The sequence below is a fragment of the Sphingobacterium zeae genome (genome assembly GCF_030818895.1).
Lineage (GTDB): Bacteria > Bacteroidota > Bacteroidia > Sphingobacteriales > Sphingobacteriaceae > Sphingobacterium > Sphingobacterium zeae.
This window is the reverse complement of record NZ_JAUTBA010000001.1, coordinates 2,270,630-2,284,763: the sequence shown is the minus strand read 5'-3', so window position 1 is coordinate 2,284,763 and position 14,134 is coordinate 2,270,630. Positions and strand designations below refer to the sequence as shown.

Sequence of the window (14,134 nt, the reverse complement as noted above, 5' to 3'; positions counted from 1 at the left end):
CTTATAAATTATATAAATCTATTGCTATTTTAAAAGTCTGACAGTGTGCATTGACAATATCTTTAATTTCGGGAGAATAGCCTCCTCCCATGCTTACCTGTACTGGGATGCCATTTTTATAACACATCTGAAAGACAAGTTCGTCTCTGCGACGACAGGCGTTAATACTTAAATTTAACTTCCCCAGCTTATCTGTTTCTAAAATATCCACCCCAGCTTGGTAGAAAACAAAGTCAGGCTCTAATTTCCTGAATATATCCGTTAAGTTATCTTCCAATAACCCAAGATATTCTGCATCCGAGATATCATCCAATAAACCTATATCCAGATGCGAACGCTGTTTGATAAAGGGATAATTTTTCTCGCCATGCATCGAAAATGTAAATACCTGCTGATGTCCTTTAAAAATATGCGCAGTACCATTACCTTGATGTACATCCAAATCAATGATGAGGATACGGCTGGCATATTGCTGCTTCAATAGGTACCCAGCTGCGGTTGCCTGATCATTTATCAAACAAAAGCCTTCCCCAAAATCATAACCAGCATGATGGGTTCCTCCGGCAATATTAAATGCTACCCCATGCGCCCGTGCATAGTTTGCACTTTGGATTGTCCCATCGAGAATATAGCGTTCCCTGTCAATAAGACTTTGGCTCAATGGAAAACCTATTCTACGGACCATTTTGGAATCCAGTGTAAGCTCAAATAACTGCCTTACATATACCGGATCATGCACCAGACAACAGGATTCAAAGCTCGCAAGTTCAGGACTGAAAAAATTAGACTCATCCGCCATCCCTTCATGTTTTAACTGTAGAGGAATGAGCTCATACTTCAACATCGGAAAACGATGCCCTTCTTTTAGGGGGTGGACAAATTCTGGACGAAAAGCTATCTTAAGCACCTTAAATCTTATATTACTCATGCGAATATAAGAAATCTAAATACATAACCCGTACCAATTTGTTTCAACAATATCGATTGGATCTTTGGAGTTATATGAGAAAAAGGGCATCTTTGAGAAAGAACAACCGGTAAGCCATTGTTATTAGACCATAACAGCATACTTGTACTCGATCATAAATTTTTATTATTGAAAATAAATGGAAACAACTAATTTGCCCCGATTGTCTGCCATGGAACAACGTGTGCTAGGCTCACTAATCGAAAAATCGAGAGTTACCCCTGAATATTACCCGATGACCATCAACAGCTTGCAAGCTGCTTGTAATCAAAAAACTTCCCGTAAGCCAGTTGTACAGTATACAGAAGAAGATATTGTTGCTACACTGGATGTATTGAAGAAAAAGGGCTTAATCGCTACTGTTATAGGTGGCGGATCACGTGTCACGAAGTATAAACACAATTTTGCCATCCAGTTTCCACTCGTGCCTTCTGAATTATCCATTATCTGTTTATTGCTTCTTAGGGGACCAATGACCGCAGGTGAAATCAACTCAAACTCGGGAAGATTGTATGAATTTGAGTCGTTGAGCGAAATCAATGCACAATTGGAAAAATTAGCCCAAGAAGGTTACATTAAATCTTTACCGAAACAAATAGGACATAAAGAAGTCCGTTATATTCATTTATTGGGAGAAATCAATCTTGAAGTTTATGAAACTAGCGGTTCCGTCGGTAGCGCCTCAAATGACCAGGTCTTATTAGATCGAGTAGCTCAATTGGAGGAAGAAGTGGCAGTGTTGAAACAGAAGTTTCAGGATCTTTGGGATGAATTACATTAATTACCCATGTTGCAAACAATAGATTCAAAAAAAGAATTACCGAAAGCAACCTTGTGGCTTATGACCATTGCCACTGGTTTGGTTGTCGCCAACAATTATTACAATCAGCCCTTACTAGGCTTGATTGCTAAAGATCTCCATGTTGATGAGGCTACGGTTAGCAATTCAGCTATGTTGACTCAGATCGGATATGCATGTGGTCTCTTACTGATTGTTCCTTTAGGAGATATGTTTAAACGAAAGAAAATGATCTTAATCGACTTCGTTTTTATTATCTTTTCTTTGGTCGGTATGGCTATTTCTACCTCAATTTTATCGATTTTAATATTCAGCTTTTTGATAGGTTTTACGTCGGTTATTCCTCAGGTTTTTGTTCCTATGGCTGCGGAACTTGCGCAGAAAGAAAAGCAGGCTTCGGCCATAGGAATGGTCATGTCGGGTCTGCTGATCGGCATATTACTTTCGCGAGTTTTAAGCGGATTTATCGGTTCTTACTTCGGGTGGCGTGAAATGTACTGGATCGCCGCAGCGATCATGATCGTTACGGCCATAGCCATAGCCATCAGGTTACCTGAAGTGATGCCTAATTTTAAAGGTACCTATAGCGAATTGATGCAATCGGTCTGGGACTTTGCCAAGAAACAGCCTGTACTGCAATTAGCTGCATTCCGTGGAGCCATGGGCTTTGGCGCTTTTTCTGCATTCTTTACAACACTTGTGTTCCACCTTGCAGCCCCACCTTTCTTCGATGGCCCGGCAACCGCCGGAGCATTTGGCCTCGTTGGCGCATGTGGCGCACTAGCCGCTGCTTTCGTCAATAAACTGACTGTATACATGAGCAAAGCAAAAATTATCCTGTACGCTATTCTATTAATGTTATTTAGCTGGTTGTTATTTGCCCTCTTTGGAAATTATTATTGGGGACTGATCTTCGGCGTTATTTTGATTGACCTTGGCCTACAATCCATGCACATCCTAAACCAAAGTGATTTCTATGCACTAAACCTTGGCGCCAATAACCGACTTAACACAGTATACATGGTCAGCTATTTTATTGGCGGATCAACAGGCACCTTTTTTGCTGCACAGGCATGGCAACACTTTCAATGGCCAGGCGTTATTTTTGTAGGTACATGCTATACGCTTTTGGCTCTGTTGGCTCATGTATTATTTGATTATAAATTAAGAAAAAACTGATATGAAATTCGGCCAAGTAGAACATCCTGAAGAAATTGACTTTACCCTTCCCCCAACTCCACCAGAAACCTTAAAACTATTGCAGCATTTCAAAAATGACAAGCCTTTCGAGGTATTTGTAGGTTGCGCAAAATGGAATAAACAGGATTTAAAGGGTTTTTACCCGAGAGGTACAAAAGATGAACTTGCGTATTACTCCACACAATTTAACAGCATTGAACTCAATGCTACATTTTACAATTCGCCTAGCATAGATCAGGTAGAGACATGGAAACGTAAAACACCTGCTAACTTCAAGTTCTTTCCAAAGATTCCACAATCTATCAGTCATTTTAGCCGACTGTTAAACACAGCTGATAAGGTGAAACTTTTTACAGACGCTATTGTTCATTTCGATGAAAAACTGGGCATGGCCTTCCTACAGATGCACGATAATTATAACCCAAAGGATATGGCTCGTTTAAAATTATTCTTACATGACTGGCCTAAAGAAGTTCCTCTGGCATTGGAAGTGCGAAATAAAGAGTGGTTTTCAAAACCTGATGTCACAAAAGAACTATATGCTCTATTGGAAGAGACCAATGTGACTAATGTTCTGGTCGATACTGCAGGCCGAAGAGATATGCTGCATATGCGTCTAACCACACCTACTGCTTTTATCCGTTATGTTGGTGCCAACCACTCGTCAGATTATGATAGGCTGGATCAATGGATCGATGTGTTGAAGTTATGGCGCGAAAATGGCCTACAAAAACTGTATTTCTTTATTCACCAGAACATTGAGGTGGAATCCCCCCTACTGGCGACACATTTTATAAAAAAACTGAACACAACATTAAACTTGGATCTGACTCATCCAAATAAAAATACCCCCAATACTCTGTTTTAATTAAGACAAAGCACGAGCGTAAATGAGTTAAACATCAAGAAAATCGTTGGAAAATTCATTACTAAAAAAAGCCGAAGTAGCATATACTTCGGCTTTAATATTTAAAAACAAGCTTTTGCTTACTTTTTAGCGTATTTAAAGTTTTTACCGATAAAACGGGCATTACCACCCAATTCTTCTTCGATACGCAACAATTGATTGTATTTAGCCATACGGTCAGAACGGGATGCAGAACCTGTTTTGATCTGACCACAGTTTAACGCTACAGCTAAGTCTGCGATAGTAGAATCTTCAGTCTCGCCCGAACGGTGCGACATGACAGAAGTATATCCAGAATTTTGCGCTAAAGTCACTGCGTTGATCGTTTCAGTCAATGAACCGATTTGGTTTACTTTTACCAAAATAGAGTTTGCAGTATGCGTATCTATACCTTGTTGAAGACGTTTTGTGTTTGTTACGAAAAGATCATCACCGACTAATTGAACATGGTCACCGATTTTGTCTGTCAATGTTTTCCATCCTGACCAATCATCCTCAGCCATACCATCTTCAATAGAGATAATTGGGTATTTTGCTGTCAATTCAGCCAAATAACTTGCTTGTTCTTCACTAGAACGTACAGCTCCTTTATCGCCTTCAAACTTAGCATAATCGTATTTACCGTCTTTGTAGAACTCAGAAGAAGCACAATCCAATGCTAAACAAATGTCTTGACCTGGCTTGTAACCAGCAATCTCTATCGCTTTGAGCACGGTTTCAATAGCATCTTCAGTACCCTCAAAAGTTGGTGCAAAACCACCTTCGTCACCTACAGCAGTTGATAGACCTCTGTCATGTAATATTTTTTTCAACGTATGGAAAACCTCAGTACCCCAACGCAAGGCTTCAGAGAATGAAGGAGCGCCAACAGGCATAATCATAAATTCCTGAAATGCGATAGGTGCGTCAGAATGAGAACCGCCATTGATAATATTCATCATCGGAATAGGCAATGTATTTGCATTTACACCGCCAATATAACGGTATAATGGCTGACGTGACTCTTGGGCAGCAGCCTTTGCCACCGCTAATGACACACCCAAAATTGCATTTGCACCCAAATTACCTTTATTTTCGCTACCGTCTAAATCAATCATAATTTTATCGATGGCATTTTGTTCGAAAACATCTACACCTTCTAAAGCTTTAGCAATTGTAGTATTTACATTCTCAACAGCTTTCAAAACACCTTTTCCCAAATAGGTTGACTTGTCGCCATCGCGCAATTCAACTGCTTCGTGAACACCTGTTGAAGCACCTGAAGGTACAGCTGCACGACCAACAAAACCATTTTGTGTAGTAACATCTACTTCGATTGTAGGGTTACCGCGCGAATCCAAAATTTGACGCGCATGAACATCGATAATTAAACTCATCTCTTTATTAGACTATAATTTATTTTCATTACTTAGTGTAGATAAGACACACTCTCATCTACAGACATTTTCCACAACCAAATATAACAAAAAATGTATTTATTCCCCTATTTATTCTGAATAAAATGTGCATATTCTGAACAATTGCTATGGTAGCGTCAATAAAAAACCCTTCAAAATATGAAGGGTTTTTATATAAAATTATACGTTTAGTTTTTGATCATTGCTACAAAATCATCAAACAAATAACGTGAGTCATGAGGACCCGGTGATGATTCGGGGTGATATTGCACCGAGAATGCTTTTTGCCCTTTGATACGGATTCCCTCAATAGACTGATCGTTCAGATTAACATGTGTTACCTCAACGCGCTCAGAATTTTCAATATCTTCAGCTACAACCCCAAAACCATGGTTTTGCGACGTAATTTCACAACGATTAGCAATGATATTCTTCACGGGATGATTGATCCCACGGTGCCCATTATGCAATTTACTGGTGCGGATACCATTTGCCAATGCGAGGATCTGATGACCTAAACAAATGCCGAACATTGGCTTATTCGCGTTCAAAATAGCTTTTACTGTCTCAATAGCATAATCCATCGGAGCTGGATCACCCGGGCCATTGGAAATAAAGTAACCATCAGGATTCCATTGTTCCATTTCTTCGAATGTTGTCTTCGCAGGAAATACTTTCGTATATACATCACGAGCTTCAAAATTCCGCAAAATATTTTTCTTGATTCCCAAGTCCAAAACCGCTACACGCAACGAAGCATTTTCATTACCGAAGAAATAAGGTTCTGTTGTTGTTACTTTTGATGACAGCTCAAGTCCATCCATCGAAGGAACTTCCGCCAATTGACGCTTTAATGCTTCCACATCCAATGTTTCCGAAGAAATAATTGCATTCATCGCTCCTTTATCACGTATATGTCTTACCAAAGAACGCGTATCCACATCTGAAATACCAACTAAATTCCCCTCCTCAAAATAGCTTTGGATAGATTCATCAGCCATTTTACGACTATAGTTGATGTTGTAATTCTTACAAACCAATCCCGCAATCTGAATGTGATTTGATTCGGTATCGTCCTCATCAATACCATAGTTACCAATATGGGCATTGGTGGTTACCATGATTTGTCCAAAATAAGATGGATCTGTAAAAATCTCTTGATAACCGGTTGTTCCTGTATTGAAACAGATTTCCCCAGTAGTCGTACCAATTTTACCAGCGGCTTTACCGTGATAAACTGTACCATCTTCTAAAACTAAAATTGCAGGCAATTTGCTGTAGTTGGTCATTATCGATGTAATATTATAAAATGTGTATCCTTACTTTTATGAATTTTAAAGCCTTCTTGATTGGATATAAAAAAAGCCCTAAAATGGGCTAAATCAATTAACAATGCATCATCACGATTGACAAACCGTTTCCTAAGGCACCTACCAATAAAGTCTTTTCTTTAATTTTCACGGGAGACAAAGTTAAGACTTATCGCTTAAAAGTGAAAACATTTTTCATTTTTTTATTTCACCTTGATTCCAACCGCCAAAAACGAATAAAGTCTCTCAAAGTCAGCGCAATCAACACCGGCACAATCAAGTAGATCAATGGATTTTCCAACCACGCCTCTTGCCACCGTAATTGCAACAACGCAATAAAAGCATGCGTAAGGCCACATCCCGGACAGTTATATCCACTTATCGCCTTCCACACACAGGGAATAAGAATGTGGATATCTGCGAAAAGGTGCAAGCCAATAGCAATCCCGAAATACCCGATGATCAACGCGTATATCCAATGATGTCTTAGGTACTTCAGGACAAAAATAAACATTAATTGTTTATCGGACTTTTAATGTAATTGCCGTCCGCATCCTTATATTTTCCGACAATAATCATAATCAAGTCGATCAGATACCAAATACCACAGCCGCCCAAAGTGACCAACTGAATAACAGCCGTACCAATTTGTCCCAAATAAAACCGATGCGCACCAAATGGTCCCAAAAAGATACAAAACAACAGGGCCGGTAACCATCTATCGTCCTGAAACGTATTATTTTGTTGTTGAAAGGGCTGGTTAGCATAAAATATCGGCTGTCTTACACCGCAATACGGACAAACTTCGGCCTTGATCGTAATCAATTTACCGCACTGCACGCAATACTTTTCGTCTTCTGTTTTCATTTAGATTTAGTTTGGCGACGGAATGGAAAGCCTCCTCCCATCATGGATAAAATAATGGAGTTAAATTAGCAAAAAAACTTCAAAAAATCTCTTTTTTTAATTGTCTATAGAAATTAACATAAGCAATAAAGGCGCTTCGTATCTTAAAGCGCCTTTACTGTTTATGTTTTCGAATTTTAAGAGTTGATCGCTTTCCAGATCATATCTTTCAATGGCAATATATTCTTACCAGTAACCGAAGAAATGAAAATATAAGGAACATCTTCCGGTAGTTCTTGTTCCATCTCCTTCTCCAACTCTTCGTCGAGCATATCAGACTTGGTAATAGCCAACAATTTTGGTTTATCGGCCAATTCAGGATTATAAGCGGTCAATTCATTTAAAAGAATGGCATACTCTTCACGGATCGTCCGGTCGGTATCAGCAGGGACCATAAACAACAACACTGAGTTCCGCTCAATATGGCGTAAAAAACGATAACCCAAGCCTTTCCCCTCAGAAGCACCCTCAATAATTCCCGGAATATCAGCCATTACAAAGGAACGATTGTCCCGATAGCCCACCATACCCAAATTAGGTACGAGCGTAGTAAATGGATAGTTTGCGATTTCTGGTTTTGCAGCAGATACGACCGAAAGCAACGTCGATTTACCAGCATTTGGAAATCCAACTAATCCCACGTCTGCAAGAACCTTTAGTTCCAGTATCATCCACTGCTCTTTACCAGGAAGGCCTGGCTGTGAAAACCGTGGTGTCTGTTGCGTAGGCGACTTAAAATGCCAGTTACCCAGACCACCTTTTCCACCCGGCACCAGTATCCTGGTTTCACCTTCCTCTGTAATATCAAATAACACCTCGCCAGTCTCCGCATCCTTTGCTATAGTACCCAACGGAACCTCCAATATCTCATCGCGACCAGTTGCACCCGTACGCAGAGAACTGCCTCCAGATTCACCGTTTGATGCGATAATATGCTTACGATATTTTAAATGAAGTAACGTCCAAAGATTAGTCGTTCCTTTTAGGATAATATGCCCTCCACGACCGCCATCACCACCATCAGGCCCGCCTGTAGCCGTGTGTTTATCACGGTGCAAGTGAGCCGAACCTGCCCCACCATGTCCAGAACGACAACACACTTTCACATAATCAACAAAATTCGAACCTTGCGCCATTATAATTTATTACAGTCTAAAAAGTATTTACCTTAATTAATAATTATCGATGATATCGGTTAAGCTCTTAAAGATAGTCTCGATCTCACCGATACCATTCACTTTAGAAAGCTTACCCTGAGCCTCATAATAAGGCAATACATGAATCGTCTTTGTGAAGTATTCATCAATACGCTTCACTAATTTATCTGCATCATCATCCGCACGTCCAGAAATCTCTCTCCGTTTGGCAATACGATCTTTCAATTCATCCTCATTGACATCCAGTGCGATTACGACTGCGATGGAGGTGTTGATACCTTCTAAAAAAGCGTCCAACGCCTCAGCCTGCGCAACAGTACGAGGAAATCCATCGAAAATAAATCCTTTTGCATCCGGATTTTTCTTCACTTCCTCCTCCAGCATCGCTATTGTAATCGAATCTGGCACTAAATTCCCCTCAGCAATAATCTGACTCACTTGTTGACCAAGCGGGGTTTGACCTTTAATATGTGCTCTAAAAATATCACCAGTAGAAACGTGCACCAATTGATATTTTTCAATAAGCTTTGCAGATTGGGTTCCCTTACCTGCACCCGGAGGGCCAAATATTACAAGGTTTAGCATAGTTTTATTTAAGAAATTAAAACGAGGTTAAAAATAAAAGCCTAATCACAGATGATGACTAGGCTTTTCAGTCGTGCGCTCCAAGGGAGTCGAACCCCTAACCTTCTGATCCGTAGTCAGATGCTCTATCCAATTGAGCTAGGAGCGCAATAAACCAATACGTTTAGAACTCCGTCCCATTTGTTTTGGTGATGCAAATATAGTCAGAATTCGTTTTTTTACAAATTTTTTTTCAAAAAGAAGTCTATCGCCTTCCTTTGACAGCTGGTAAACAGCTTCCAAAATAAAAGCCAATCAAATTGACTGGCTTCATTACGTGCACTCCAAGGGAGTCGAACCCCTAACCTTCTGATCCGTAGTCAGACGCTCTATCCAATTGAGCTAGGAATGCCTTTTTCTTATCGTACAGAATCTGTATCGTGCGCTCCAAGGGAGTCGAACCCCTAACCTTCTGATCCGTAGTCAGATGCTCTATCCAATTGAGCTAGGAGCGCTAGGCATCCAAAATAAAACAGTATTTGTTTCCGTTTTGGTGATGCAAATATCGTTATATTTATCAATTTAACAAACATTTTTTCTCTTTTTTAAACTTTGCACAACAACATTTCTTTTATCTCGTTGATAATATTATATTTAAAATATCAACTTTTTTTTTCAAACACGGACAAATGCTATTATTCATGAACAAAAGAGAATTAAAGCGCAGTAAAATACGCATTGGAGATATTAGTATCTCCTATTACATCAGACCAAGCATCTTAGCCCCTTCCCCCAAAACCATTATATTTATCCATGGTTTCCCATTTAATAAAAACACCTGGAAACAACAGCTTCAGCATTTGGATGAAGACTATACGGGTATAGCAATTGATGTTCGAGGGCATGGCCTCAGTACCAACGGTCATGGTTTTTTCTCCATTGATGTCTTTGCCAAAGATCTGGTAGAATTTATTCGCAAACTCGACCTCAACCACGTCATCCTGTGCGGCATTTCCATGGGGGGCTACATCGCACTGCGGACCTATGAATTGATCGGGCAACAGCTCAAAGGGCTTATCCTATGCGACACTAACTCCCTTGCTGATGACAACAAAGCCAAGCAAAAGAGATTCGATGCTATCCAGGCTTTACTAAAATATGGCAGACGGCCTTTTGCCATTGGTTTTATAGGCAATGTATTTCACGACAAAACAATTCGCGAAAATCCCGAAGCAGTTGAACTGATTAAAAGCTGTATCCGCAGAAATGAAGTCGCCAGCATCTGCGCGACACAGCTCGCTCTCGCATCCCGGACAGACACAAGCCATTCACTAAAAACAATTATTATCCCGACATTGGTTATAAAAGGTAAACACGACAAGCTAATGAGCGAGGAACAGACCAATATACTTATCGAAAATATCCCCGATGTCCGCTATATGGAATTTGACGAATCTGGTCACTTGCCCAATCTTGAGGAACCCGAAAAATTCAATACCGTATTAAATGATTTTCTGCGAAGCATTCCACTATTCTCATCCTAGAACGGCATACTGGGAATACTCGTCAAACAATAAAAAAGCCACATCAGTGGCTTTTATTTCTTTTTTTCAATAAGATTTCGCGCTACAGTGCTAGAACGAAAACTCGTCTTTGGAACGCGCTCCCGCTTCTTCAGCGTATGCATCGTCAAAGTTAGGCTCATAACGTTTCTCGATTACCTCCTGGTTAGATTTGATGTAGTTCACCACATCCGTCAAACCTTCTGCGAACTTTTCAAAATCTTCTTTATACAAGAAAATCTTATGCTTAATAAACTGGCCATCCTCAAAGCGCTTCTTGCTTTCTGTGATAGTAATGTAGTAATCGTTCGATCGAGTTGCTTTTACATCAAAAAAATAAGTACGCTTACCTGCTCTCACCTTTTTTGAAAAAACTTCTTCACGTTCTTTGTTTTCAAAATCTCCCATTGGTTGTTATTTAAGTTTAAAGTAATCTTAATCTTTGATAAATATATAATAATTCATTTTAATCCACCAAATAATATTAAAAAAAAACACAATAACGCGTAAAAGTGGCAGTCCACTACTTTTTATAATAAGATGAAAAATTAAACAACGAGATTTTTTACCGACGAAATCATTACATTTACCGAAAATATAAGTTGTATTACCTAAAGCAAATATGTAGAATATATTTGTGACGCTATCTTTGAGTCATAAATAGTAAAAACATTATGGAAAAAGAACCCATCATACCAAACAGCAATAATAGCCGCAATATTGTAGGAGCAATTGTAATTATCGTAGGTATATTCTTATTACTGAATAACCTCAATCTAGGAAGCTGGTTTCCAGATTGGTTATTTGGTTGGCAAACGATATTAATTATTATTGGATTAGTCATTGGCATAAATTCCCAATTTCAGAAAAAATCGGCGATTATTCTATTGATCATCGGTGGAGCAAGCCTCATCTCGAGAATGATGCGTACCGACTTTGGTTCGGTAACCGTTCCTATCATTATCATTTCTCTTGGAATTTACTTTATTATGAGTAAAAGGAAACCTCCGATGGTTCCTCCCACTTATCCCAATCCGCCACAAGGATCTTATGACTGGGACAAGCGAGTAACCGTGCCTACCGAAGGGACTACAGACGGTAGCCTCAATGACCAGGAATCAAAACCATTTAATGAACAATATGATCCAAACCGACAAGCCTCGCCTAATCAGCAGGCTTTTGGCGACAATGGAAAAGATCCTTTCCAACAGTCATTTGAGGATAACCTCAATCTGAATACGATCTTTGCAGGGCAAAAGAAAGTTATTTACTCTAAAAATTTTAGAGGAGGTAATTTGACCAATGTATTTGGAAGTATAGAACTGGATTTAACAAAAGCTGACATCCAACAGCCGATTGTGATCGATACGTTTCAATTGTTTGGTAGCGCACGCATAATAATCCCCCCGCATTGGACGGTGTTCAGTAACGTTGCTTCCATCTTAGGATCTGTAGATGACCGCCGGTTCCAAACGATCTATAACCCCGATACGGATAAAAAAATCTATATTACAGGTACTTGTATTCTAGGTAATTTAACCATAAAAAATGCTTAATAAATGAAAAACAAGCTGTTTCTCAGTGTTAAAAGTCGTTTAATTGGCATTATATGTATATCCGTATTTATCGGATATCTCGCGTTACAATACTTATTAATGCTTCGTTCTGGCTTTGACCAACAACTCGCATTCAAAGATTCTTTTATCAATAGTGTAGTCATGATGTTCTGTTGTTATGGCATGTCATCTGCACTAAACTTCTATACCCCACAACCAAGGGAAATATGGAAAGTACTTATTATCGGCTTAATCATGGGCGGAATAAGCATCGGATTAAGCCGATTTTTAATGAGTTATTTTATTCAATCTAACTTCACCCCCCTCCTGGATTTAACTTTACCGTATCGCGGCATTGTTAATTTTCTCATATTAACATCGGTTGCCATTATCAACATCGTTTGGAATATTCAAGAAGACAATATCAATAATATTAAACGCAAACAAGAGTCCGAAAATCTGCTTCGGGAAGCCGAATTATACAATCTCAGGCAACAATTGCAACCACACTTTCTATTTAATAGCCTTAATTCCATTATAGCGCTTATTGGTGCAAATCCCGACGAAGCCCGCAATATGACATTCCAGCTCTCGGATTTTCTGAGAGGGACGTTAAGGAAGGGAAATAACCAAATCATCACACTCGAAGAAGAACTTGACCATCTACAGCTTTATCTCGATATCGAGAAAGTACGTTTTGGCCATAGACTAAATACATCCATTTCCTCGTCCGAAGAAATTTTTAACAACAGACTACCCGCAATGATCATCCAACCCCTTGTAGAGAATGCGATTAAGCATGGTCTCTACAACATAAGGGATCAGGTCGAAATAAAAATAAAATGCCAGTCAAATGAAGGTCAATTATGGATCCAAATCACCAATCCTTTCGACACTGAAGAACAATCTAAACCCAAAAAAGGCACTGGATTTGGACTCTCGAGCATTCAACGTCGATTGTATCTTCTCTATGGAAGAAATGACCTGCTGGAAACGCAAATACTAGACAATATATTTATCAGTACCCTAAAAATACCTCAATATGATTAAAGTCGTTATTATCGATGATGAACCACTGGCACGCTCGATTATTGCCGGTTACTTAAAAAGCGAGACCGATGTAACTGTCGTTGCCGAATGTGGAGATGGTTTTGAAGGCGTTAAGGCTATTCATACTCATGAACCTGACTTAATTTTTCTGGATGTTCAGATGCCCAAATTAACGGGTTTTGAAATGCTTGAACTCATTGACAGCCCGCCAGCCGTTATTTTTACAACTGCTTTTGATGAATACGCTTTGAAAGCTTTTGAAAAAAATGCATTAGATTACCTATTAAAACCGGTATCACCTGCGCGTTTTAAGAAAGCATTAGAAAAATTTAGGACAAACTTCTCGGCTCCAGAAAAAAAAGTACAGCCCAACTATGAGGTGCTTACAGCCCAAGACGAAACAAAAATTGACCGTATCGTTGTCAAAACAGGTACACAGATCAAGATTATTCCTATTGATACAGTCAAATATCTAGAATCTTACGATGACTATGTTAAAATTCATACCAAAGACGGTATGTACCTAAAAAATAAAACAATGGCATTTTTCGAAAAAGCGTTGGATTCAAATCAATTTGTCCGTATCCACCGTTCTTTTATCATTAAAGTTGACCAATTGGCCAAACTAGAACCTTATGAAAAGGATTCTTACATTGCAGCACTAGTATCAGGCGAAAAGCTTAACATCAGTAAATCAGGCTATGCGCGATTAAAACAATTGATTGGAATTTAAACATTCCGTAGATTTGTGCCCATCAA

General features: G+C 39.2%; 16 protein-coding genes and 3 tRNA genes. 8 read left to right on the top strand and 11 right to left on the bottom strand.

Annotated elements, in window-relative coordinates; all coding sequences use genetic code 11:
• Position 1: 1 nt before the first annotated feature.
• Positions 2-928 (bottom strand): histone deacetylase family protein, encoded by a 927-nt coding sequence (locus QE382_RS09355; protein WP_307185658.1) that lies wholly within the window; start codon positions 926-928, stop codon positions 2-4.
• Positions 929-1,106: 178 nt separating this feature from the next.
• Here QE382_RS09355 and QE382_RS09350 point away from each other — a divergent pair, with 178 nt between their 5' ends.
• Genes QE382_RS09350 through QE382_RS09340 form a run of 3 tightly spaced genes read left to right on the top strand, consistent with a single transcriptional unit; the run spans position 1,107 to position 3,834 of the window.
• Positions 1,107-1,748, top strand: a complete 642-nt coding sequence (locus tag QE382_RS09350; RefSeq protein ID WP_307185657.1) for a YceH family protein — start codon at positions 1,107-1,109, stop codon at positions 1,746-1,748.
• A 6-nt stretch (positions 1,749-1,754) separates the two neighbouring features.
• Complete coding sequence (locus QE382_RS09345) at positions 1,755-2,945, top strand: MFS transporter (RefSeq protein ID WP_307185656.1); 1,191 nt, start codon at positions 1,755-1,757, stop codon at positions 2,943-2,945.
• Between the two features lies 1 nt (position 2,946).
• A complete protein-coding gene (locus QE382_RS09340) occupies positions 2,947-3,834 on the top strand; it encodes a DUF72 domain-containing protein (protein ID WP_307185655.1) in 888 nt (295 codons plus the stop codon).
• A gap of 119 nt (positions 3,835-3,953) precedes the next feature.
• On the opposite strand, the gene eno is transcribed toward QE382_RS09340, so the two are convergent.
• From eno to QE382_RS23535, 3 genes are all read right to left on the bottom strand, one after another.
• Entirely contained in the window at positions 3,954-5,249 is a 1,296-nt protein-coding gene (eno, locus tag QE382_RS09335) for a phosphopyruvate hydratase (RefSeq protein WP_307185654.1), read from the bottom strand.
• A gap of 209 nt (positions 5,250-5,458) precedes the next feature.
• Positions 5,459-6,559, bottom strand: coding sequence for a glutamine-hydrolyzing carbamoyl-phosphate synthase small subunit (gene carA, locus QE382_RS09330; RefSeq protein ID WP_307185653.1), 1,101 nt, complete (start codon positions 6,557-6,559; stop codon positions 5,459-5,461).
• 229 nt (positions 6,560-6,788) lie between these two features.
• Positions 6,789-6,974 (bottom strand): DUF2752 domain-containing protein, encoded by a 186-nt coding sequence (locus QE382_RS23535; RefSeq protein WP_366770006.1) that lies wholly within the window; start codon positions 6,972-6,974, stop codon positions 6,789-6,791.
• Here QE382_RS23535 and QE382_RS09325 point away from each other — a divergent pair.
• Positions 6,924-7,070: a hypothetical protein gene (locus QE382_RS09325; RefSeq protein ID WP_307185652.1), complete on the top strand. Its 147-nt coding sequence runs from the start codon at positions 6,924-6,926 to the stop codon at positions 7,068-7,070. The two genes, QE382_RS23535 and QE382_RS09325, sit on opposite strands and share 51 nt — an antisense overlap.
• A 23-nt stretch (positions 7,071-7,093) precedes the next feature.
• On the opposite strand, the gene QE382_RS09320 is transcribed toward QE382_RS09325, so the two are convergent.
• The 6 genes from QE382_RS09320 to QE382_RS09295 all read right to left on the bottom strand — a co-directional run bounded on the left by QE382_RS09320 (position 7,094) and on the right by QE382_RS09295 (position 9,722).
• Positions 7,094-7,447, bottom strand: coding sequence for a TM2 domain-containing protein (locus QE382_RS09320; RefSeq protein WP_307185651.1), 354 nt, complete (start codon positions 7,445-7,447; stop codon positions 7,094-7,096).
• A 176-nt stretch (positions 7,448-7,623) separates the two neighbouring features.
• Positions 7,624-8,622: a GTPase ObgE gene (gene obgE / locus QE382_RS09315; protein WP_307185650.1), complete on the bottom strand. Its 999-nt coding sequence runs from the start codon at positions 8,620-8,622 to the stop codon at positions 7,624-7,626.
• 36 nt (positions 8,623-8,658) lie between these two features.
• Positions 8,659-9,228 (bottom strand): adenylate kinase, encoded by a 570-nt coding sequence (locus tag QE382_RS09310; protein WP_307185649.1) that lies wholly within the window; start codon positions 9,226-9,228, stop codon positions 8,659-8,661.
• Positions 9,229-9,302: 74 nt separating this feature from the next.
• Positions 9,303-9,376: transfer RNA gene (locus QE382_RS09305), tRNA-Arg, on the bottom strand.
• A gap of 169 nt (positions 9,377-9,545) precedes the next feature.
• Positions 9,546-9,619 (bottom strand) — tRNA-Arg (locus QE382_RS09300).
• A gap of 29 nt (positions 9,620-9,648) precedes the next feature.
• Positions 9,649-9,722 (bottom strand) — tRNA-Arg (locus QE382_RS09295).
• Positions 9,723-9,908: 186 nt separating this feature from the next.
• Between QE382_RS09295 and QE382_RS09290 the strand changes: the two genes are divergently transcribed.
• Positions 9,909-10,751, top strand: a complete 843-nt coding sequence (locus tag QE382_RS09290; RefSeq protein ID WP_307185648.1) for an alpha/beta fold hydrolase — start codon at positions 9,909-9,911, stop codon at positions 10,749-10,751.
• Positions 10,752-10,841: 90 nt separating this feature from the next.
• Here QE382_RS09290 and QE382_RS09285 read toward each other — a convergent pair whose 3' ends face one another.
• Complete coding sequence (locus QE382_RS09285; RefSeq protein WP_293954654.1) at positions 10,842-11,177, bottom strand: DUF3276 family protein; 336 nt, start codon at positions 11,175-11,177, stop codon at positions 10,842-10,844.
• A gap of 266 nt (positions 11,178-11,443) precedes the next feature.
• Between QE382_RS09285 and QE382_RS09280 the strand changes: the two genes are divergently transcribed.
• From QE382_RS09280 to QE382_RS09270, 3 genes are read left to right on the top strand one after another with little or no spacing between them, the layout of a single operon-like run.
• Positions 11,444-12,325, top strand: a complete 882-nt coding sequence (locus tag QE382_RS09280) for a LiaF transmembrane domain-containing protein (protein ID WP_307185647.1) — start codon at positions 11,444-11,446, stop codon at positions 12,323-12,325.
• 3 nt (positions 12,326-12,328) lie between these two features.
• Positions 12,329-13,375, top strand: a complete 1,047-nt coding sequence (locus QE382_RS09275) for a sensor histidine kinase (protein ID WP_307185646.1) — start codon at positions 12,329-12,331, stop codon at positions 13,373-13,375.
• On the top strand, positions 13,368-14,108 hold the full coding sequence (locus QE382_RS09270) for a LytR/AlgR family response regulator transcription factor (protein ID WP_307185645.1): 741 nt from the start codon (positions 13,368-13,370) through the stop codon (positions 14,106-14,108). Before QE382_RS09275 ends, QE382_RS09270 begins: the two co-directional genes overlap by 8 nt.
• Positions 14,109-14,134 lie beyond the last annotated feature (26 nt).